The sequence below is a fragment of the Lactococcus sp. FSL K6-0773 genome, from assembly GCF_038006485.1.
Classification (GTDB): Bacteria; Bacillota; Bacilli; order Lactobacillales; family Streptococcaceae; genus Lactococcus; species Lactococcus lactis.
On sequence record NZ_JBBOVF010000001.1, the window covers coordinates 1778092 to 1800827 of the forward strand.

Here is a 22736-nt window from a genome sequence, read left to right on the forward strand (position 1 = left end):
TGGGGGAGAAGTCATGAATCAAAATTTAAAACTTTTTGCGACAGATATGGACGGAACTTTTCTGCGCAATGACCATTCGTATAATCACAAAAAACTCGCTGAAGTAATTAAAAAAATTCAAGATAGAAATCTTCTTTTTGCTGCTTCTTCTGGACGTTCTTTACTTGGTTTGATTGAGGTTTTTTCAGAATATAAAGATCAAATGGCTTTTGTTGCTGAGAATGGTGGAGTTGTTGCTTATAAAGGAGAAATTCTCTTTGCAAAAGATTTGACTGTTGCTCAAACTCAAGAATTAATTGATGACTTGCAAGAGATGCCGTTTAGTCCCAAAAATGACTATTTAATTTCTGGCCTTAAAGGTGCTTATTATCCTGAAGGTATTTCTAAAGAATACCTTACTCATGCAAAACTTTATTACCCTAACTGTCAACTTTACCATCGCTTAGATGAAATTGATGACAAATTGCTCAAGGTTACAACCAACTTCCCCGAAGACCACGTCCGTGACTGTGAGCAATGGATTACAGACAGACTCTCTTTCGTAAGGGCAACAACAACTGGTTTTACTAGTATTGACATCGTGCCAAATGGTATTTCTAAAGCTTCTGGTTTGGCACATTTGTTAGCACATTTTAACTGGCTCCCTGAAAATTTAGCTGTTTTTGGTGACCAAATGAATGATTTGGAAATGTTTGAATACGCTGGTTCTTCTTTTGCTGTCAGTAACGCAGCGCCTGAAATTCTTGAACTAGCTGATAAAGTCATTCTTTCTAATGACGAAGATGCTGTACTGGTTGAGATTGAAAATATTTTAAATGAAGAATAACTTTATTCAATAGATTTCCTATTGTGAAAAAAAGTGACTATCTGGTCACTTTTTTTGTTATAATTTTAATGAGAGATTATTTGATTTGGAGAAAATAAAAATATGAAAATTGCAATTGATGCAATGGGAGGAGATTTTGCTCCCGAAAATATTGTCAAAGGTGTAAACTTGGCAAAGAAAGAACTTTCTGATGTTACCTTCCAACTCTACGGAGATGGGGCAAAAATTCGTCAATTTTTAGACGGTGAAACAAATATTGAGATTGTTGAAACAACTGAAATCATTGATTTTCATGATGATCCAGTTGCTGCCATTAAATCAAAAAAAGACAGCTCACTTGTCCGAGCTGTGACTGCTGTGAAAAAAGGAGAGGCTGATGCAGTCTTGTCTGCCGGCTCAACTGGTGCACTTTTAACCGCCGGCTTACTTTTGGTTAAGAGAATTAAGCAAGTGTCACGTCCAGCCTTGATGTCAACCTTACCGACAGCTGATGGTCGCGGTTTTGATATGCTTGATTTGGGAGCAAATACTGAAAATACGGCCCACCACTTAGTTGATTTTGCCATTTTGGGTTCATATTACGCTGAAAATGTTCGCGGCATCAATAAACCACGTGTTGCTTTGATTTCTAATGGTGCCGAAGAATCTAAAGGTTCGCCAACTGTCAAAGGAGCGCATGAAATTTTGTCAGCTATGTCTGAAATCAACTTCATCGGAAATATTGAATCTCGTGATTTACTTTCAGGTGGGGCTGATGTTGTAGTAACCGATGGTTTCACGGGAAACGCCATTTTAAAAGCGATTGAAGGAACAGCAACTGTTCTCATGAAAGAAATAAAATCAGCCATCATGGCTGGTAGTGTCACCACTAAAATTGGTGGGGCTCTAATTAAAAAACCTTTGTCTGGACTTAAAGATTTGATGAGTACAGATGGAGCTGGTGGAGCTGCTTTTGTTGGTCTTAAAGCACCTGTTGTTAAAGCTCACGGAAATTCAAGTGAATTGGCGATTGCCTCTGCCTTGAAACAAATTCATAAAATGTTGGAATCAGATGTTTCTGGTAAATTAGTCGAACATTTTGAAAAAATGGACAAATAAAAAACTCGGGAAACCGAGTTTTTTACTGACAGAATTGAGCTGTCAGTATTTTTTTATCTACCATTTATACTTCGTACCGAAATAGTTAAAGATAATCATATCAACAACTAAAATTAGTATCATAAAATTATAAGGAGACTCTTTTTTCAAAAAAATAGAATAAATAAACAAAATTACAAAGAGTGGAATAAAAATCCAAGCCCAAAAAACTTTTTTCTGATAAAACTTTTCGGGTAATGGTTTTCTCGATTCATTTTTGTCCTTAATGAAAAAAACTAAAACTAGTCCAATTATTAAAGCAGTAAAACTAGCATTTTGTATTGAATGACTGGGGATGAATTGCAAAATTAGACCAATTATTAAAAAAATACTGCTCAACAACCAAAATGTATATTCTTTTTTTCATATTTTTCTCCTTATTTTACTGACAGCTTTCTTCAGTAAAATAAAATATCTAAAAATTACTTACAAACGTTTAACAGTATTGACATCTGCTCCTTTTGACTTTTCTTGGTGTTCTTTGAGCCATTTTTCACGTTCATCATCATCTAATTTAACGACAAAATAAATCAAAACAAGTAATATCAAGATTCCTAAACCTAAAATTAGGACGGATAAAGTAAAGCTTGTCAGTAAAACCAATGAAAAGAGAACCGAACCAATTCCAATCAAAAGGAATTTTTTCTTAATGTTAGCAAGTCCAGTTGATAAATATTGAACAAAACTCATAAAGACAGTCAGGCCACTCAGAAAAACATAATTTCCACTCAAAAAGAGAGCTATTCCACAAACTGTCGTCAAAATAATTGCCCAAGTGGGGGTTCCAAAGCGATTATTTTTAGAAACAAACATAGGCACATCTTCATGAGCCTGAGCCAAACTGGCTAAAATTGTTGGTGTATTAAAAGTGGTCGCAACAATAACACCAAAAATTGAAAAACATATTCCGACAACAAAGAGCGGAATTCCAATGCTACCCACGATTTTACTAAAAGCTGTTGCCGCAGGCACAAGTGTTTTAGTCAGTTCTGGCCCCAATGCCCCAATGGTAATGGTTTGAATAATCATATAAACAGCCAAACAGGTTAACATGACAAGGGACATCATTTTTGGTAAATTTTTTGCTGGATTTTTCATTTTTTCAGCATTCACCGGTAGAAATGAAAAGCCGGTGAAGAAAAAGAACACAGTACCGTAAGCTGACAGAAATCCTTTAAAGCCACCTAAATTTGCTGACGAAGCTGTCAGTAAATTTGGACTTGAAAAATTAAGACCACGTACCAACCATAGACAAGTAAAAATAAAAACAAGAACTAAGACAATTTTCACAACAGAAGTCAGATTGTCTAAACCAGCAATAATTGAACTCCCAAAATAGGAGATGATTCCTAGGGCTAAAATAATAATGATACCAATTAACCGACTATTAAGATTTGGAAGAATCATTTTCATTGCTGTCAGTAAAGCCGAAACCTCTGTAGCTAGTGTCACTGTACCTAGCAACCATGTCACCATTCCCACAATAAAGCCTGGAAAACGCCCAAAAGTTTCTTTAGCATAAACAAAAGCTCCACCATTTTTTGAATAAATCTTACTCATGTTGGCATAAGCAAAAGCAATCACAAAAATCGATAAACCAGCACATAAAATAGCCAGTAAACTCCAAATTCCTGCATCTTCATAAATTTTGCCAGAAAGTAAGAAAATTCCTGAACCAATAATGGAATTCACACCCAACAGAAAAATGGCTGCCGGTGATAATAATTTATTTTCTTTCATTGAGACCCCACTTATTTTAATTAAGTTAAGACTTTGTTAAATTTATTGTTAGTTAAATTATATCAGAAAGGCCTCATTTTTCGTCATTATTTCACCAGTTTATGCAAAAAAACTAAGCTATTCATTGATAACTTAGTTTTTCATTTATTCTATAAAATAGACTAGCCTAAAGTTGCTTCAAGTTCAATATCGACTCCTGACAGAGCCTTAGATACTGGGCAGCTTTCCTTTACTACTTTGGCAATTTCTTGAAAATCAGCTTCAGAAAGTTCTGGTACCACTGAACGATTAGTCAATTTAATTTTTGTAATCGCTGGACCATCTGCTGTTGCCTCAAAAGTAACATCTGCCGTTGTGTCAATAGAAGTTGCTACTAAGCCTTTTTGTCCTAAAACCATTGAGAATGCCATACTAAAACAGGCTGCATGAGCAGCTCCCAAAAGTTCTTCTGGTGTGGTAATATGAGCTTGACTTTCTGAACGTGCTTTGAAATTATAGGGAGTTTCTGTAAAAATTTGAGAACTTTCAGCAGAAATTGTGCCAAAACCATTTTCTAAAGTGTCCTCCCAATGTGCTGATGCAGTAGAGATATTTTTCATTTTTTTCCTCCTTAATAGAACTGTGCAATTGCTTTATGAATTGAATACTTAAGTTGTATTTGTAATTCTCTCTTGTAATTTGAGTATATCTTTTTGCAATTGTGAATTCAAGCAAATTGATTTTCTACTTTTTAAAGTTTGACAGTTCATTACAAAAAGTGTAAAATTTAAAACAACAAGAAAGTAACTTTGATTTTGAAATCTTTAGGAAGTTGGTGGTTGTGCAAACCAACGTTTTCAGCAAAGTGAATGGGCTTGTGATTAACTAATAAATTTGATTTAAAAAAATAAAGAATCACGGCCGCTTCCGTTACAGAGCAACTTGTTTTTTGACAAGTTCTAAGAAAATCATTTGATTTTAAATTTACGGTGGCACCGCGCTCATAGCGCCCGTAGGACTTTTTATAGTTCTATGGGTGCTTTTTTTATTTTTTATTTAGTGTAAACCAGTTTACACTCTTCAATAATCAATCTAATCCAAACACACATAAGGAGAACAAAATGACAAAACCAACTATTTTAACTGGAGACCGTCCAACAGGAAAACTTCACATCGGCCACTATGTAGGCTCTTTGCAAAATCGTGTCAAAATGCAAAATGAAGATAAATACAATATGTTTGTCTTTTTAGCTGACCAACAAGCTTTAACTGACCATGCAAAAGAACCTGAACTCATTCGTCAATCTGTCGGTGATGTTGCCCTTGACTACTTAGCAGCAGGACTTGACCCTGAAAAATCAACCATTTTCATTCAAAGTCAAATTCCTGAACTGGCTGAACTTTCAATGTATTATATGAATTTAGTTTCACTTGCCCGCCTTGAACGCAATCCTACTGTAAAAACAGAGATTGCACAAAAAGCTTTTGGTGAATCAATCCCTGCCGGCTTTTTAGTGTATCCAGTTTCTCAAGCTGCTGATATTACTGCTTTTAAAGCCACTCATGTTCCAGTCGGAAATGATCAAAAACCAATGATTGAACAAACACGAGAAATTGTTCGCTCATTTAATAATGCTTATCACACAGATGTTTTAGTTGAACCAGAAGGAATTTACCCTGAAAATGAAGCTGCTGGTCGTTTACCTGGACTTGACGGAAATGCCAAAATGTCTAAATCTCTTGGAAACGGAATTTTCCTTGCTGATGACATGGACACACTCAAGAAAAAAGTGATGTCAATGTATACTGACCCTGACCATATCAAAGTTGAAGATCCTGGTAAAATTGAAGGAAACATGGTTTTCCATTATCTTGACGTTTTTGGTAAAGCTGAAGATGCAGAGCAAATTGCTGAAATGAAAGCCCAATATCAAGCGGGTGGTCTTGGTGATGTGAAAACAAAACGTTTCCTTCTTGATGTTCTTGACCGCGAACTTTCACCAATCCGTGAACGCCGTATTGAGTTTGCACAAAATATGGACTACGTTTACGATATGCTTAAAGCAGGCTCACTTAAGGCCCAAACTGTAGCCAGTCAAACTCTTGATGAAGTTAAGTCTGCAATGGGAATCAACTATTTCAAATAATTCATTTTCAAATTTTACTTCCTTAGCCTTACTAATCTTGAGGATTTACCAGTTTACACTATTTGCTTTTAGTTGACACTGGTGTAAACTCAAGTCATTTATTTTGGAGATTTAACTTGATTGATTTAAAGAAAATTAAAAGATTTGCTCAAGAAATTCATGATAAAAATAATGATGGACATGGCTTTGACCATATTGAACGGGTCGTTGCTCTTGCTCAAAAAATTTTACTGACAGAGCCGTCAGCAAATCAAGAACTTGTTCTAGCAACTTGTTATTTACATGATACTTATGATGAAAAATTAACAGATGATGTTCCTAAACAAAAAGCTAAAGTTGCGCAATTTTTAAATGAGCTTAAAATTGATAAAAAGCTCATTGATGAACTTTTTATGATTATTGACAACATGAGTTTTTCAAGTAATTTAATTGAGAGAAAAACACTCTCTTTGAATGGACAAATTGTGCAAGATGCTGACCGCCTTGATGCAATGGGAGCTTGGGGAATTGTAAGGACACTTGAATATGGTTGGGCAAAAAATCGAGTCTTTTATGACCCAAATCTGCCACCTTTAGATTACAATTCTAAAGAAGACTATCATAGTCAAAAAAATAACTCCACACTCAATCATTTTTATGAAAAATTATTTTTGTTAAAAGATTTATTAAATACAACCGAAGGAAAAAGACTAGGCGAAAAGCGTGATAAAATAATGCACCTTTTTGTCAGCCAAATCGAAGAAGAATACAAGGAAACTCATCTTTAATTTTTACTGACAGACCCTATCAGTGCTTATTTTATGGCCTTGTCAGTAAAAATCATTCCCAAATCGAAAGGAAGTGACTAATGTCTGGCTTCACAAAAATAGTTTTTAAACTTCATAATTTTCTTGACAGAAATAAAATCAAAAACAATTTGAAATTCAAGCCAAGCCTCACTTCTAAAACATTGGTTTTTGCTCATCGTGGTTCTAAATCCAACTGTCCAGAAAATACATTGGCCGCTTTTCATGAAGCTGTTCGTGTCCATGCTGACGGAATTGAGCTTGATGTCCACTTATCACTCGATAATGAATTAATTGTTATTCACGATGAGAAAATTGACCGGACAACAAATGGTAAAGGTCCTGTCAAAAATATGAATGCTATAGATTTAAGGAAATTTGATGCTGGTTCTTGGTTCAATCCAAAATTTACTGACGAAAAAATTCCAACTTTGTCAGAGGTTTTAAAATTACTTACAGACCTATCATTTACTGGTTATTTAAATATCGAAATTAAAACTGATAAATTTGACTATCCCGGAATTGAAAAAAAACTCTCAGACTTAATGACAGAAACTAAATGGCCCTTTAGCTATATTTATAGTTCGTTTAATTTTGATTCATTAAAAAAAATACACACTTTTGATTCAAAGGCTGAAGTTAATTATCTGACAAAAAATCTTTTGACCCTAAAAAGTCATTATAAAGGCAGCTCAACAGATTTTATTTCAGGAATTCATCCCCGAAGAACCTACGCCTTCAAGCACCCACTTCTTCTCAAAAGTTCAAAAAGACCCCTTCGTCTTTGGACAGTTAATCAAGAAACAGAAATACGACAAGCTTTTAAACAACATGTAGGTGGAATCATCACCGATTTTCCGGAACGTGCCCTCGAAATTCGTCGAGAAATCCAAGACCAGTCAAAATAGACTGGTCTTTTTTTCATCTATCACAAATGATATCTATTTCACAATATTTTGAGGTGAAAATCACATAGTACAGTAATTGTAAGCGTAAAGCATTTCTCTTTACATTTTGTTTCACAAAGGGTATAATTAAATCGTGCGTGTTATTTTGTCAAACTTGTTTGACAAAATAAGCACAAGGATTTGGAAGGGATGCATAAACATGCAATTTATTAACTATCTAGGTCAAGACGCTTACACAAATATCGCGATGGACAGCTGGCTACTTTATCACCTAAAACCAACTGAGCCTGTTTTTGCTTTATGGCAAAATAAACGTGCAGTTATTGTGGGGCGCAACCAAAACACTTTTGCTGAAGTGAATCAAGACTACATTGACAGTCATGATGTTCAAGTTGTTCGTCGAGTATCTGGCGGTGGTGCAGTTTATCATGATGAAGGAAACATCTGTTTCACATTTTTTGTTCCTGTCGAAAATTCTGGCTCTGTCAACTTTAAAAAATTTGTTCAACCGATGTATGAAGCACTCCATGCTGTTGGAATCAAAGCTGAAATCACTGGACGCAATGACCTTGAAGTTGAGGGTAAAAAGATTTCGGGAAATGCCCAACGCTATGCTGGAGGTTATTTGATGCATCACGGAACCCTCCTTTGGGACACTGATGTTGAAGCAATGATTCGTTCTCTCAATGTTTCTGATGAAAAATTTGTCAGTAAAGCGGCTAAATCAGTTCGCGCTCGTGTGGGAAATATCAAAGATTTTGCCCCTGAGGACTTAACCTTAGATAGTTTTATTGACGCATTAAAATACTATCTCACAGACGAAGGAAAAGATGGTGAATTAGTTTTAACTGATGACCAACTTAGCTCAATCAAAAAAATACGAGATGAGCAATTTGCAACTTGGGATTGGAATTATGGCGAATCACCAAAATTCTCCTTCCAAAATCACGCTAAATTTACTGGCGGAGCCATTGATATTCAAGTCAATGTTGAAAATGGTAAAATCACTGAAATTAATTTCCAAGGAGATTTCTTAGGCGTTCGAGATTGGCGAGATATCAAAGAGCAATTTATTGGTCTTGAATTTGAACCTTCAGCAATTCTTGAAGTCCTTGAAACAAATAAAGAAGGACAATATTTTGGAACAATTCAAAATACTGAACTTTCTGAAATGTTCAAAGCTGACTACCGAACAGATTAAGTTATTTCACAAGCATAACCTTAGGAAATTTCTCCAAAAAATGATAAATTTCTAATTATAGACACATAAAATAGAAAGGGAATCTATTATGTCAAATTCAGAACAAATCTTAGATTTCAAAGCGCAGCTAGAACTGCAAGACACTACATTTCCAATGCTTCAAATTCTTAACGAAGAAGGAAAAATTGTTGACGAAGATGGTCTTAAACGTGCAGGACTTTCTGATGAAAAACTCGTTGAACTCTTTAAAAGTATGCTTTTTGCACGTCAAGTTGACATTCGTTCAATGAAATTAGCTAAACAAGGACGTATGGGATTCTTTGGACCTCACGCTGGTCAAGAAGCTTCTCAAATGGCCTCATCATTCGCTTTCACTGACGAAGACTGGCTCTTCCCAGGTTACCGTGACTTGCCACAAATTTACGCAAAAGGTTGGCCAATTTGGAAAGGTCTTCTTTGGTCTCGTGGACATCAACTTGGTAATGAGTACACTACCGATGATGGTAAACCTGTAAACTCATGGTTCCCACAAATTATCATTGGTGCTCAATACGTTGAAGCCGCTGGTGTCGCACTCGGACTCAAAAAACGTAAAAAAGATGCTGTAGCTTTCGTTTACACTGGTGATGGTGGTTCTTCACAAGGTGATACTTATGAAGGAATTAACTTTGCTGGAGCTTATAAAGCCCCACTTGTTGCCTTTATCCAAAATAACGGCTATGCAATTTCGACGCCTCGTAGTCTCCAAAGTGCCGCTCCTCATTTAGCTGCTAAAGGTTGGGCCGCAGGTGCTCCTTCTATCGTAGTTGATGGAATGGACGCCATTGCTATGTATCTTGCTTCTAAAGAAGCTCGTGCTTGGGCAGTAGCTGGAAATGGTCCAGTTGTTATTGAAGCAATTACAAACCGTTTAGAACCACACTCAACAGCTGGTGATGACCCACTTCGCTATCGTACTAAAGAAGACATTGAAGCTTGGTGGAAAAAAGAACCTCTCGTTCGTATGCGTAATTTCCTGACTGAAAAAGGACTTTGGGATACAGATAAAGAGGAAGCTTATATTGCTGAACTTGATGCAGGTATTGATGCCGACATTAAGAAAGCCAATAATGTTGAAAAACAAAAAATTTCTAGCTTCATTAAAAATACACTTGAAGTGCCAAGCCAAGCAATGGCAGAACAAATTGCAAAATTTGAAAGCGAGGGCAAATAAGAATGGCAGTAAAAACTTATATTGCAGCAATTACAGAAGCGCTTGATTTGGCGCTCGAAAAAGATAAAGATGCACTCATTTTTGGTGAAGACGTTGGACAAAATGGTGGGGTTTTCCGTGCTACTGATGGTCTGCAAGCAAAATATGGAGAAGAACGTGTTTTCAATACTCCACTTGCTGAATCAGGAATTGGTGGAATGGCAATTGGTCTTGCAACACAAGGTTTCCACCCAATTATGGAAATCCAATTCGGAACCTTTATCTTTGAAGTTTTCGACTCAATTGCTGGACAAATGAGCCGGACACGTTACCGTTTTAATAACACACGTTCAAATAATATTGTCGTGCGTACACCTTATGGAATCGGAACTAAAACGCCTGAAATGCACGCGGATTCAATTGAAGGGCTATTTTCACAAATCCCCGGAATTCGTGTTGTAATGCCTTCAAATCCAGCTGATGCTAAAGGATTATTGCTGGCTTCAATTGAAAATAACGACCCTGTTATTTTCCTTGAAAACCTTCACCTTTATCGCTCACTTAAAGGTGAAGTTCCTGAAGGTTACTATACTACACCACTTGATACTGCTGCAGTCGCTAAAGAAGGATCTGATGTTTCAATCATTGCTTATGGTGGAACAGTTCCACTTGCTCTTAAAGCTGCTGAACAACTCGAAAAAGATGGAATTAAAGCTGAAGTCCTTGACCTCAGAACAGTTGCTCCTCTTGATATTGCGTCAATTGGTAAAACAGTTGAAAAAACTGGGCGTGTGGTCGTTGTTCAAGAAGCTCAACGTACAGCCGGTATCGCAGCGAATGTCATGGCCGAAATTTCAGAACGTTTTGTTTTGAACCTTAAAGCGCCAATTGGACGTGTTAGTGGTCCTGACTCAATTTTCCCATTTGCACAAGCAGAAAATGACTGGGCAGTTAAAGCTGAAGATATTGTGAATAAAGTTAAAGAGGTGGTTGACTATGACTGAGATTTTTAAAATGCCTGATATTGGCGAAGGAATGCACGAAGGAGACATTGCCAACTGGTTAGTTAAAGTTGGAGATGTTGTTAAAGAAGATGACCCAATTGCTGAAGTACAAAATGATAAACTTATGCAAGAAATTCTCTCTCCTTATTCTGGTACCGTAACAAAACTTTTCGTTGAAGCTGGAACAACCGTAGAAGTTGATTCTCCTTTGGTTGAGTTTGATGGTGACGGTTCAGGCTCTTCTGCAGCTGCTCCTGCTCCTCAAGAAACAGCTGGTTCTGATACTGCTACAACTGATGCACCTTCTGGAGAAGCTCAAATCTTCACGATGCCTGATATTGGTGAAGGAATGCATGAAGGAGATATCGCCAACTGGTTAGTTAAAGTTGGAGATGAAATTAAAGAAGATGATCCTGTTGCAGAGGTTCAAAATGATAAACTCATGCAAGAAATTCTTTCTCCATATTCTGGAAAAGTCACTAAACTTTTCGTTGAAGCTGGAACGACTGTAGAAGTTGGGGCTCCTTTAATTGAATACAATGGAAATGGGGCTGCTCCAGCAGCTGCTAGTCCTGCTCCAGTCGCAGAAGCACCTAAAGCAGCTAGTCCTGCAAGTCCTGCAAATGCTCCATTGACTAAAACAACTTCTACTGGTCACATTCTTGCGATGCCTTCTGTTCGTCATTATGCACGCAAGGCTGGTATTGATTTAAGTCAAGTTCCTGCAACTGGTCGTCACGGTCACACAACGTTGGCCGATGTTAAAGCTTTTGAATCTGGCAGTGTCGCTCCTAACGCTCAAACAGCACCAGAAGCCGCTCCAGCACCTAAGGCTGATAAACCAGCTGCTCCTGTTGCTGAAAAAGCGCCAAGCGTTAAAGCAGGGGCTGGTGATCGACGTGAAGCAATGAATCCAACTCGTAAAGTTGTTTCTAAAGTTATGACTGCTCAACATACACACATTCCACCAGTAACAAACTTTGACCAAGTTGAAGTTTCTAAACTCGTGAAACATCGTGCTGTCTTTAAAGAAATTGCTGCAAAACAAGATATTAAATTAACTTATCTTGCTTATGTTGCTAAAGCTTTGGCTACTACTGCTCATAAATTCCCAGATATCAATGCTTCTGTTGACTATGAAAAACAAGAAATTGTTTATCACGAACATGTCAACCTTGGAATCGCTGTAAATGCTCCAACTGGTTTGTACGTTCCAGTGATTCATGAAGCTGAAACTAAATCAATTCTTGAGATTGCTAAAGAAATCGCTGAATTAGCTACTGCTACACGAGAAGGAACACTTAAACCTCAACAAATGCAAGGTTCAACAATTACAATTTCAAATATTGGATCTGCTCGTGGTTCTTGGTTTACACCAATCATTAATGGTTCTGATGTCGTAATTTTAGGACTGGGTTCAATCGTTAAAGAACCAATTGTTAATGGTGAAGGCGAAATTGTTGTCGGACAAAACATGAAATTGTCTATGACTTATGATCACCGTTTGATTGATGGAATGTTGGGTCAAACATCACTTAACTACTTGAAATCTCTATTGGCTGACCCTGAGTTCATGCTTATGGAAATCTAATAGACTGTAATAAATGGTGCTAAAGCATCTATTTATTACAGGCGAGTCCCCTAGAGGATACTCGCTAATTGTCTTATTAGTAAAGGAACGAAAAAATATCATTTTCGTTTCTTTCTGTCATAGATTTAAAAAACTAGTTTACAGTATTGTAAATTCAAGTTGACACTAATGTTTACAAGAAAGAGGATATATTATGGTTGTTGGTGCACAAGCAACAGAAGTTGATTTGGTTGTTATTGGTTCAGGCCCTGGTGGTTATGTTGCAGCCATCCGTGCGGCTGAACTTGGTAAAAAAGTTACAATTATTGAAAAAGATAATGTTGGTGGGGTTTGTTTAAACATTGGTTGTATCCCATCAAAAGCATTGATTAATATTGGTCATCATTACCAAGAATCTTTGGAGGAAGAAAAAGGAGAAAATCCTTTTGGTCTTTCTGTCGGAAATGTTAAATTAAACTGGGAATCTGCCCAAAAATGGAAACAAGATAAAGTTGTCAACCAGTTGACAGGTGGCGTTAAAATGCTACTTAAAAAACACAAAGTTGACGTGATTCAAGGAACTGCAGAATTTATTGATAACAATACAATAAATGTTGAACAAGAAGATGGGTTCCAACTTTTGCAATTTAATGATGTGATTATCTCAACTGGTTCACGTCCTATCGAAATTCCTTCTTTCCCATTTGGTGGTCGCATTATTGACTCTACTGGTGCTTTGTCACTTCCAGAAGTTCCTAAACATTTGATTATTGTTGGGGGAGGAGTTATTGGTTCTGAGCTTGGTGGAGCTTACCGTATGCTCGGTTCTAAGATTACAATTGTTGAAGGTTTGGACCACATTTTAAACGGGTTTGATAAAGAAATGTCTGATATCATTGCTAATCGCGTTAAATCTGCTGGTTCTGAAATCTTTACTTCAGCAATGGCTAAATCAGCTACTCAAACTGATAAAGATGTAACTTTGACTTTTGAGGTTGACGGAAAAGAACAAACGGTGACTGGTGATTACTTACTCGTTTCTGTTGGACGTCGTCCAAATACTGATTTAATCGGCTTGAACAACACTGATGTTAAATTGACTGACCGTGGTTTGATTGAAGTTGACGATTCTTATGCAACTAATGTTCCTCACATTTATGCAATCGGTGATGTGGTTCCTGGTCCAATGCTCGCTCACAAAGCTTCTTTCCAAGCTAAAGTTGCTGCTGCTGCGATTGCTGGAGCTGAGGACGACGTGGACTTACACGTTGCTTTGCCTGCTGTAGCTTATACAACAACTGAATTGGCAACAGTTGGAGAAACGCCTGAATCAGTTAAAGACCGTAAAGATGTTAAAATTTCTAAGTTCCCATTTGCTGCAAATGGCCGTGCCATTTCAATGAATGATACCACTGGTTTCTTACGTTTGATTACTGAAACTAAAGAAGGGGCCTTAATCGGTGCTCAAATCGTTGGCCCTGGTGCATCTGACTTGATTTCTGGTTTGTCACTAGCGATTGAAAATGGATTGACTTCTAAAGACATTTCATTGACTATCCAACCTCACCCAACACTTGGTGAAGCGATTATGGATACAGCTGAATTGGCTGATGGCTTACCAATTCACGTTTAAAATAAGAAAAAATACTGACGAAATAATCTGTCAGTATTTTTTTTTGAATAAATTTATAAAAGTAGGACCAATTAAAGCAATAAAACAGATGAAGGCAATAATATAAAAAGTTAAACTAAGACCAATAAGATTAGCCAAGGCCACAAATACTAAAACTCCCAATGAACTTGCTGTTGCAAAAAATGTTGAAATTCCTCCCCGAATTGTAGCTAAATCTTCTTTTGGAATAATCTGAAAGATGATGCTTGTAAGCTTCGGATTAACCTTAGCAAAACAATATCCGATACCGAAAAAGACTACAATAGAAATGAGCCCCAAAGGAATAACCAACAAAGAAAATAAGATAAGCATTCCCAAGATTAATTTTAATATAAAGCTTAAGTCCTTTTTTTGAAAAAAATCGTGCATAAAAAACGATGAGATGAAGACACCTAGAGAAAATGAAACACTGAATACAGTAACAGCCAAACCAAAGCTATGACCAAATGGATTGTGCCGCACCATTGCTAGATCAATTAAAGGTAAAATTCCATTAATTGAGAAATTAATAATCAGTATAATAATAATGAGAGAAGTTGCTGACATTGCTCCCTCAACTTTAAAAACTTTTATAATTTGCAAGAGTGTTTCCTTGAGTGAAAAATGAAATTTTCCTTCGTCAAGTTTCTTTGTAACTTCTATGTCCAGATATTTTCTACTCTCGAATAAGACTATTCCTGATATAAAGTATAAACCAGCATTTACCAGAGCCAACATGGAAAAAGAATTTACTAAAACAGCCAAAAGTGCTAGACCAATTGGTTTTCCGACAATTCCAATCAAAGAACTTGCGCCCTGTATTAATCCATAAGCAGGTTGAATATCATCAGATGATACCCGTATTTGCATAATCGGTAATTCCAAGCCGTCTTTATACATAGCAAGGAGCTCATCTACCAAATTGACCAGAATACAGAACAAAAAAACAAAAAATGAATGCTGTTCAATGGTAAAAGCGACGCCGATAAACAAAATTGTCTGAATCCAAGACGTCATAAATAGCGCACGCTTTTTATCCTTAGTGCGGTCTGCCAAATAACCCATATAAGCATTAAAAAACGAGGGAATTACCATAAATAATGCCACAAGAGAAATATAAAACTTACTATTAGGATAAGTAGAAGCATAAATAAGAAAAGCGAGAGCAAATAAATTACTCCCTGTCGTATTAAATATACTGCACAGAAAAAGCGAGCGAAAGGCTGAATTTTTGGTAATAAGTTGCATAACGTTCACTCCAAACCAATCTCATATTGCTTTTCCAACATTAAAATCATGTCTCTGACTTGATTTTTTGTTGGAAGACAATAATGACTTTGCTTAGAATCCATTCTTTTTAAAGGGCATCTATTGTTCATACAACTAGGTAATAATGAACAAGAATGACATTCTTCATCGAGTGCAATCTTTGTCCACAATCTTTCTTTTTGTCTATCTATTAATAATTGACCATTTCTGCCAAGTCTTCCTAAAATATTTCTCTGGTCATAAAGAGCTACCGTACATTTATAGACCAAACCTGTCGAGCCAATAACATAATGATTCTCTTTTGCTGCGTAACATATATTGTCTGGTATCATGCTCCAAACAAAAGGTACTGCGTGACCTCCAAGCTCAACTACTTTTTCTGTCAGTTCAAGGCGAACATCTCTTTCAATAGTTTCTACTTCTTTTTCTCCCCAATTTCCAATATTGTGAAAAGAAAGCAAAATATTCTCAGTATCTCCAAACAAAGAAATAAGATTTAAAATATTTTCATCCATCATCTCATAATTATCTTTTCCTACGTTTGTTCTAAGAATGACAAATGTATCCTCAGGTATATCTTTTTTTATATCTATCAAATTTTTAATTATTCTTGTATATGTTCCTTGTCCATTTTTTAAGACACGTTGCTTATCATGATATTCTTGCGTTCCATCAATAGTAATCTGAAAACTGTTTATCTTTAAGGATACAAGCCTCTGAAATACTCTTGAATTAAGCAAATAACCGTTTGTTGTAATATCAGAACTATATTCTAAGTCATTTTCTTCTGCAATTTGCAAAATTTTATTACTCAAAAACTCAATTATCTTCAAATTTAATAATGGTTCTCCACCAAACCAGAAAAGTTGGATTTTATCGTATTTTTCTCGATTTTCAGTCACGTCTTTTTCAATAAATCTAATAATACTTTCTGCAATTTCTTTACTCATTGCACCCTTTTCAAATTTTTCATAACAATAAGTACAGCGAAAATTACAATCTTCATGGACAAGGAGGATAAGTTGAAGGGTTCTATCAACAATTTCAAGGCAAAAATTATCAGATAAAAATTGTTCAGAGGATAAAAGGTCATAAATCTCTCTATTATTTGAAAATTCTTTAATATTTTTAAATAGACTATGTGGGTATTTAATAGACACACCATTATAAAAATTATATAAAATTGTGTTATCTGAGCTTTCTATTTGTTCGATATAATTATTAAATAGTGTCATAAAATAAACCTTTCTCAAATAAAAATAGAAGCTACTTTACAGTAGCTTCTAAGCATATCAACTGCAAATATTGATAACATGTTGACGAGTTTCTTTGACTTTTTTGTTCCTTTTGATTGTAATTTTCATGATGAAAATCCTCCAAATATTCTATTATGAGTTGAAATTAAAATTCTATTTCTAATCACAAATCCATTCTACCACTCCATTTTCAAAATCAAAAAACGTCACTTATTTGTGACGTTTTTCTTTCATATAACTTGCCGCTTTGTCATAACCTAATTTTTCATACATAATGGCTAAATTTTCAAAAATCTGATTTCCTTTTTCTATGTTACCAATCAAAAATTGATAATTTCCTTCAACAAATAGATACTTTTTACGAGAATAAACGTCAACAATCGGACTTTCAATCAATTTTTCATAACTATCTAGAAGTACTTCAGCTTGCTCCACCTGAGATTTTTCAATGAAATAATTGGTACAATCTCGAATAACGAGGATGACTTGAGCTTTATTTTCTGGTATTTTTCGATAAAACTTTGTCCGTTTAATCAGCTCCTTTGAAAACTCAAAAACAAGAGTTTCAGGTAAAAAATAAATAAATTCGCTAAATAAAAAGAGTTCAGCCTCGCCCCATTCCAATATGGAAAATAGCTCATCACTAATTTCTTGAATTTCCTCTTCACTTATCTGATAAGATTTATAGTTTTTTTGTGCCAAAAATGACTTGTATTCTAAAGCATTCCAATAATCTATTCTATTTTGACTCTCTATAAATCTCATCTGTAATTTCTGATAAACATTTTCAATTTCAGAGAAATTACCAAGCTCTTGTAATCGTCCAAGTTCTTCAAAAAGTGCTCGTCCACTCGGAAGCTCATAATTTCTGACATGATAAAGATATTCTTCAAAAGAAAGTCCCATATTTTCAACTAACTCATAAATTTTTGTAAGTGTGATATCAGATTTACTAAGTTCAAAACGTGAAACTTGTTGCTTTGAAGTAATAAAATTTGGTGAATTCTCATAATCTCCTGCAACTTTGGCTAATGACAAATTTTTCATTTCGCGAATTTCACGAAAAACTCTTCCCCATGATTTTGAGTCCATAAATTATCCTCATTTTTTACTGACAGAAATATTTAGAGGTTTCTGTCAGTAATTTTAAGTTTTCCACTGTGGATAAATTTACTGACAGAACTTCTAGCGACTTATCCACAGATTTATTTCATAATATCTGCCCAACCAGACATTCCGTCCAAGAATTTTTTGGATTTGAGATGAATTCCGACATATTCATCATAAAGCCCATCAATAAATTGACGAATTTTTAGTTTCATATCTGCTTTTATCGAGATTTTTTTGAGTTCATCTAAAGATATTTCTTGAAAAAGATTGACCAAATAAATCACATTTGGGTCAAGATGACTCCGTCGTAAATCTTCATCAAAATGTTGGGGACAAAGGCAGCCACTAAATTTATAAGAAAAATCAAAGGGTCCAACGGTTTTATGACAAAATGCACATTCTGAGAAGTTCAAAGAAATCCCAAAACGATGAAGAACTTGTAATTCAAAAATGTTAGTCACGACTTCCATATCAAATCCTTGATCTAAAAGCTCTAAACTTCGCTTTAGAAATCCATAAAGCCCTGGGTCGTATTGATTATCAGAAATGGCCGCATCAGCCAAACTTATGATATAAGAAGCATGAGCATTGATGAAAATATCTGAACTAATATTTTTATATACGACCACTTCACTGACATCCTCGATAAAAGAAAATCCCCCGTCATTAATCGTTGCCGTCAATTTTCCATCAGTAAAAGCTTGTAAGGAACTAGCATAAGGGGATTTTCCAAAATTTTTGACAAAAAACATCCGTTTACCAAAAGACTCTGTAAAAATCTTGACCAATTTATCTTTTTCTTTGTAATTACGACTGTAAAGCACTAGACCTTGAGTTTCGGCATCACGCATGATTTTCTCCTTTCGATATTTTATTTAATTATATCAAAAAAATCACTGACAACTCTTCTAACTGTTATCAATGATTTTTAATTTTACTGACCGATTGCTCAGCCACGTTTTTTAGTCACATAATCCGTCAATCTTGCCATTGCTTGCTCAATCATATCCATTGAAGCCGCATAAGATAAGCGGACAAATCCCTCACCGTACTGACCAAAAGCGATACCAGGAATAATGGCAACTGCATTTTCTTTTGCAAAATCCACAGCAAATTTGAATGAATCTTGTTCTAAATCAGCTGGAATTTTTGCAAAAATGTAGAAAGCTCCATCTGGTTCAATAATTTTGAAACCAAGGTCTGACATCTTTTCAATAATATAATCACGACGTTTAAGATATTCTTTTTTCATCGGAAGAGCATCATCAGCGCCATTTTTCAAAGCTTCAATCGCTGCAAACTGTGACTGAGTTGAAGCCGAAGTCACCAAATATTGGTGAGTCTTAATAATCTGTGCCACTAATTCACGCGCTGCAAAGATTAATCCAATCCGCCAACCAGTCATCGCATGCGATTTTGATAAACCATTAAGTACGATTGTTTGCTCAGGTGCATATTCAGCAATTGACACATGCGGTTGGTCAGTATAATTTAGTTCAGAATAAACTTCATCAGCAATCACAAATACTTCATGCTTTTTCAAAACTTCAGCTAAAGCCTTAATTTGCCCCCGATTATAAGTTACCCCTGTAGGATTTGCTGGATAATTCAAAATAACGGCCTTAACTTTTCCCTCACGCTCGACAATCGCTTGTTCAAGCATCTCAGGCGTAAGAACAAAATCATTAGCTCTTGTATCAATTTCAACCAAAGAACCGCCAGCAAGCGTAATTAATGGCTCATAACCAGGATATGCAGGCGCGGGAATCAAAACTTCATCACCAGCAACCAAAATTGATAACAAAACACTAGAAATGGCTTCCGTTACTCCAACAGTAACTAAAATTTCATCTTCTGCTGCATAAGATAAACCATATTTTTTATTCATAAATTCACTAGCTGCCTGACGTAGTTCTAGTAAACCAGCCATTCCAGTATAATGACTTTGATTATTTTCAATCGCCGCAATCCCTGCTTGTTTAACATGCTCAGGCGTATAAAAATCAGGTTCTCCCAAAGTCAACTTAATAATATCAGGAATAGATGAAACCTGTTGGTCAAACTGACGAATCAATGAAATTTCAATTTTATCTAAATTAGGGTTAAATTTTTTTAATAAATCCATAAAACATCCTCTACTTACATCCTGTTCTACTGACAGAAATCTTTTGACAATATTATACACTATTTTCAGACTATTTACTTTACTGACAGATTTCTGTCAGTAAAAAAAGCACTCTAAACTTTTAAAAATTTAGAGTGCTTTTACTATTTATGGCTCGGCAGGGGCTCGAACCCTGGACCCATAGATTAAGAGTCTACTGCTCTACCAACTGAGCTACCGGGCCAACTTATAAAAAGTTGAATATTTTGTGACCACTTCTAGAATTCTAAAATTCTGTGGTAGTAATGATAAATTGCTTCGCAATTTTTCTATCACCAACCTTGAAGCAGTGCTTCAAGCCAACTGAGCTACCGGGTCAACTTACTAGCTTATTATACCGATTTATAGACCAAAATGCAAGAATTTTTATTATTTAAGTCTTAAATATAGAGTTACTAACAAAGAGTTTTAAACAAAATTGTTACTTAGTTAAAGGCTTCTGAGTAGTGAATTACTCCTGATTTTCCTTCTAAGCCACCGTCAGTTAATTCTTTAATCATGAAGTTCTCATCAGGAACTTCAAAAGGTGCTTTGATTTGATATTGACTTGCTGGTACATAACCAAACTTAGGATAATAAGTTTCATGACCTAAAATACTAATAAACGGATAATCCAAAATTTTTGCTCTTTTTTCAAGTTCCAATAATACTGCTGCCCCAATTCCTTTACCTTGGTAAGTAGTTAAAACATCAAGAGGAGCTAAGACCAAACCTTTGAATTTTTGTGAGTCACTTACTATCTCTACCTCACTCAAAAGACCGTGACCAACGATTTTACCATCTTCAAAAGCAACAATTTCCAAATCTTTGATATAACCTTCTTCATTACGAATTTTATCAACAAGTTCAGCCTCATTACCATAACCATGTTCTGACTGACTAAAAGATTCACGAATAAGTTCAGTAACTTCTTTATAGTTTTCCAAATTTATTGTTTTAATTATCATTATCTTCCTCTCCTAATAAAATCTCTATCATCATTTTAGCAGTTATTCTTCTATTTTTCATTAGATATTAGTAAAAAATTTATTTTCTGGTTTTTTAATTACAAGAAATTTACCTAATCTTGATTTCATTTCGATTCCGATAATTATTTGATATGATTACTCATCTCTGTTATCATAGAATATTGTGATAAAAAATTAAAGGAATTATTATGATTAAACAATTTTTAGGTATTATTAACTCAGAATTCAAAGACTACAACCGACGAAAATTCTTACAAGATTTGATGGCAGGAATTACTGTAGCCGCCGTTGCCCTCCCTCTAGCCCTTGCCTTCGGTGTATCAAGTGGTACAACAGCCGCAGCCGGACTTATAACAGCCATTGTTGCAGGTATAATTATTAGCTCACTTTCTGGAGCTTTCTATCAAATTTCTGGTCCAACAGGAGCAATGGCGGCTATTTTAATTTCACTCATTGGTAAATACGGAATGAATGGAATATTTATTGCTACTTTTATGGCAGGAATCTTTCTATTACTCGCTGGTATTTTCCGTTTAGGAAATTTAATTTCACTTATTCCCTCACCAGTAATAACAGGTTTTACTTCTGGTATTGCCATCATCATTGCCAGCGGACAAATTAAAAACTTTTTCGGAATAGAACATTTTACAGGTTCTTTTTTTGATTTAATGAAATTTATCTCTGGCTTACACATTGATTATCCTTCAACAATTATTGGACTTTTAACAATCTTATTAATGATTTTCTATCCTAAATCATGGGGTAAAAAATTCCCAGCTTCATTGTTGGCTATCCTTCTGTCAACTTTAGCAGTCCTTGCCCTAAAACTAGATATTCCTTTAGTAGGAAAAATTCCAACCACCCTTATTCCCCAAGCTCATCTACGTTTGACTGAATTGAATCTTCAAGATATGAAAACTCTACTTATCCCAGCCATAAGCATTACCGTACTTGGAATGACCGAAAGTCTCCTTTGTGGTGCCTCAGCAGGCCGTGCAACCAATCACCCAATGGACAATAACCAAGAACTTGTTGCTCAAGGAATCGGAAATATTTTCATTCCCTTTTTCGGAGGAATTCCAGCAACAGCCGCAATTGCTCGAACAAGTGTAGCTATAAAATCAGGTGCTCAAACTCGCTTAACTGGTATTATTCACGCCCTTATTCTTCTTCTATCAATGTTTCTATTTGCACCATTTATGACTCATATTCCACTAAGTGTCCTTGCTGGTGTTCTTATCATGACCGCCGTAAGAATGAACGAGTGGGAAGCCATTCGTTTCTTATTCAAAAATAAATTAAAAAGTGGAATCATCGAATTTTTTTTAACGATGATTATCACTGTTATTTTCGATTTAAGTACTGCAATATTAGCAGGAATCATTGTTGGTTTCTTACTCTTTATCGTAAAAATTTCCCAAATTGAGATTAATAGTTCACAAATTGAACCCGAACGAATCAGTCAAAGTCATCATGAAGTATTTACTGATTGGACAGTTATTTATATTTCTGGCCCGCTCTTCTTTTTAAATAGTAGCAAGTTAAAACAAGCAATTGATGAACTTCCAGCAAATACTAATGTTGTTCTTTCTCTAAGAGGTGTACCAATGATTGACGTCACTTCTATAAAACTATTGATTGATATTTACAGTATTTTTCATAAGGAAGAACGCCAAATCGTCTTTGCCTCAATGAATCCTAAATTAAAAGAATCATTTAAGAGAACTGGACTTATTAGCATGGTTGGTGAAGAAGCCATTTACCCAAGTGTCAATGAATTCCTTTTAGATTTAGTTGATAAAAATAAATAAAAAATAGGCCAATAATTG

Annotated in this window: 19 protein-coding genes, 1 tRNA gene and 1 other annotated feature; of the genes, 11 read left to right on the forward strand and 9 right to left on the reverse strand. The window is 35.4% G+C overall.

From position 1 onward, the window contains the following. The first annotated feature begins 13 nt into the window (after positions 1-13). Together MHB61_RS08720 and plsX are read left to right on the forward strand one after the other, a co-directional pair. Positions 14-826: a Cof-type HAD-IIB family hydrolase gene (locus tag MHB61_RS08720; protein ID WP_003132241.1), complete on the forward strand. Its 813-nt coding sequence runs from the start codon at positions 14-16 to the stop codon at positions 824-826. Positions 827-928: 102 nt separating this feature from the next. Continuing rightward, positions 929-1924, forward strand: coding sequence for a phosphate acyltransferase PlsX (plsX, locus tag MHB61_RS08725; RefSeq protein WP_003132240.1), 996 nt, complete (start codon positions 929-931; stop codon positions 1922-1924). Positions 1925-2389: 465 nt separating this feature from the next. Here the strand turns inward: plsX and MHB61_RS08730 are convergent, their stop codons facing one another. Continuing rightward, positions 2390-3703, reverse strand: a complete 1314-nt coding sequence (locus MHB61_RS08730; protein WP_058221493.1) for an APC family permease — start codon at positions 3701-3703, stop codon at positions 2390-2392. 161 nt (positions 3704-3864) lie between these two features. Continuing rightward, a complete protein-coding gene (locus MHB61_RS08735; RefSeq protein ID WP_003132235.1) occupies positions 3865-4302 on the reverse strand; it encodes an OsmC family protein in 438 nt (145 codons plus the stop codon). A gap of 162 nt (positions 4303-4464) precedes the next feature. Then, positions 4465-4699: a binding site (T-box leader), on the forward strand. A gap of 104 nt (positions 4700-4803) precedes the next feature. Between MHB61_RS08735 and trpS the strand changes: the two genes are divergently transcribed. The 8 genes from trpS (at position 4804) to lpdA (ending at position 14122) form a co-directional block, all read left to right on the forward strand. After that, positions 4804-5829, forward strand: a complete 1026-nt coding sequence (gene trpS / locus MHB61_RS08740; RefSeq protein ID WP_003132233.1) for a tryptophan--tRNA ligase — start codon at positions 4804-4806, stop codon at positions 5827-5829. 116 nt (positions 5830-5945) lie between these two features. Further along, on the forward strand, positions 5946-6596 hold the full coding sequence (locus MHB61_RS08745; RefSeq protein WP_014570331.1) for an HD domain-containing protein: 651 nt from the start codon (positions 5946-5948) through the stop codon (positions 6594-6596). An 80-nt stretch (positions 6597-6676) separates the two neighbouring features. Then, positions 6677-7522, forward strand: coding sequence for a glycerophosphodiester phosphodiesterase (locus MHB61_RS08750; protein ID WP_003132231.1), 846 nt, complete (start codon positions 6677-6679; stop codon positions 7520-7522). A 199-nt stretch (positions 7523-7721) separates the two neighbouring features. Then, positions 7722-8723 carry a lipoate--protein ligase gene (locus tag MHB61_RS08755; protein WP_010905078.1) on the forward strand — a complete coding sequence of 334 codons (1002 nt, stop codon included), beginning with the start codon at positions 7722-7724 and terminating at the stop codon, positions 8721-8723. Between the two features lie 88 nt (positions 8724-8811). Further along, positions 8812-9936 carry a thiamine pyrophosphate-dependent dehydrogenase E1 component subunit alpha gene (locus tag MHB61_RS08760; protein WP_014570329.1) on the forward strand — a complete coding sequence of 375 codons (1125 nt, stop codon included), beginning with the start codon at positions 8812-8814 and terminating at the stop codon, positions 9934-9936. A gap of 2 nt (positions 9937-9938) precedes the next feature. Then, on the forward strand, positions 9939-10919 hold the full coding sequence (locus MHB61_RS08765; protein WP_003132227.1) for an alpha-ketoacid dehydrogenase subunit beta: 981 nt from the start codon (positions 9939-9941) through the stop codon (positions 10917-10919). Further along, positions 10912-12510 carry a 2-oxo acid dehydrogenase subunit E2 gene (locus MHB61_RS08770; RefSeq protein WP_137016273.1) on the forward strand — a complete coding sequence of 533 codons (1599 nt, stop codon included), beginning with the start codon at positions 10912-10914 and terminating at the stop codon, positions 12508-12510. The genes MHB61_RS08765 and MHB61_RS08770 overlap by 8 nt, the downstream gene beginning before the upstream one ends. 193 nt (positions 12511-12703) lie before the next feature. After that, complete coding sequence (lpdA, locus tag MHB61_RS08775) at positions 12704-14122, forward strand: dihydrolipoyl dehydrogenase (protein ID WP_010905074.1); 1419 nt, start codon at positions 12704-12706, stop codon at positions 14120-14122. 30 nt (positions 14123-14152) lie between these two features. On the opposite strand, the gene MHB61_RS08780 is transcribed toward lpdA, so the two are convergent. The 7 genes from MHB61_RS08780 to MHB61_RS08810 all read right to left on the reverse strand — a co-directional run bounded on the left by MHB61_RS08780 (position 14153) and on the right by MHB61_RS08810 (position 20886). Further along, positions 14153-15388 (reverse strand): MFS transporter, encoded by a 1236-nt coding sequence (locus tag MHB61_RS08780; protein ID WP_003132221.1) that lies wholly within the window; start codon positions 15386-15388, stop codon positions 14153-14155. Between the two features lie 5 nt (positions 15389-15393). Continuing rightward, positions 15394-16644 (reverse strand): radical SAM/SPASM domain-containing protein, encoded by a 1251-nt coding sequence (locus MHB61_RS08785; protein ID WP_003132219.1) that lies wholly within the window; start codon positions 16642-16644, stop codon positions 15394-15396. 231 nt (positions 16645-16875) lie between these two features. Continuing rightward, a complete protein-coding gene (locus MHB61_RS08790; RefSeq protein ID WP_058221495.1) occupies positions 16876-17757 on the reverse strand; it encodes an Rgg/GadR/MutR family transcriptional regulator in 882 nt (293 codons plus the stop codon). 113 nt (positions 17758-17870) lie between these two features. Continuing rightward, entirely contained in the window at positions 17871-18626 is a 756-nt protein-coding gene (gene recO, locus MHB61_RS08795; RefSeq protein WP_003132217.1) for a DNA repair protein RecO, read from the reverse strand. Between the two features lie 98 nt (positions 18627-18724). Then, the gene (locus tag MHB61_RS08800; RefSeq protein WP_012896922.1) at positions 18725-19900 is read right to left on the reverse strand and encodes a pyridoxal phosphate-dependent aminotransferase; all 1176 of its coding nucleotides are present in this window, start codon (positions 19898-19900) and stop codon (positions 18725-18727) included. A gap of 150 nt (positions 19901-20050) precedes the next feature. Continuing rightward, positions 20051-20123, reverse strand: a tRNA-Lys gene (locus tag MHB61_RS08805). A 241-nt stretch (positions 20124-20364) separates the two neighbouring features. Next, positions 20365-20886 carry a GNAT family N-acetyltransferase gene (locus tag MHB61_RS08810; protein ID WP_003132215.1) on the reverse strand — a complete coding sequence of 174 codons (522 nt, stop codon included), beginning with the start codon at positions 20884-20886 and terminating at the stop codon, positions 20365-20367. 209 nt (positions 20887-21095) lie between these two features. Here MHB61_RS08810 and MHB61_RS08815 point away from each other — a divergent pair, with 209 nt between their 5' ends. Continuing rightward, entirely contained in the window at positions 21096-22718 is a 1623-nt protein-coding gene (locus MHB61_RS08815) for a SulP family inorganic anion transporter (RefSeq protein WP_137016276.1), read from the forward strand. Positions 22719-22736 lie beyond the last annotated feature (18 nt).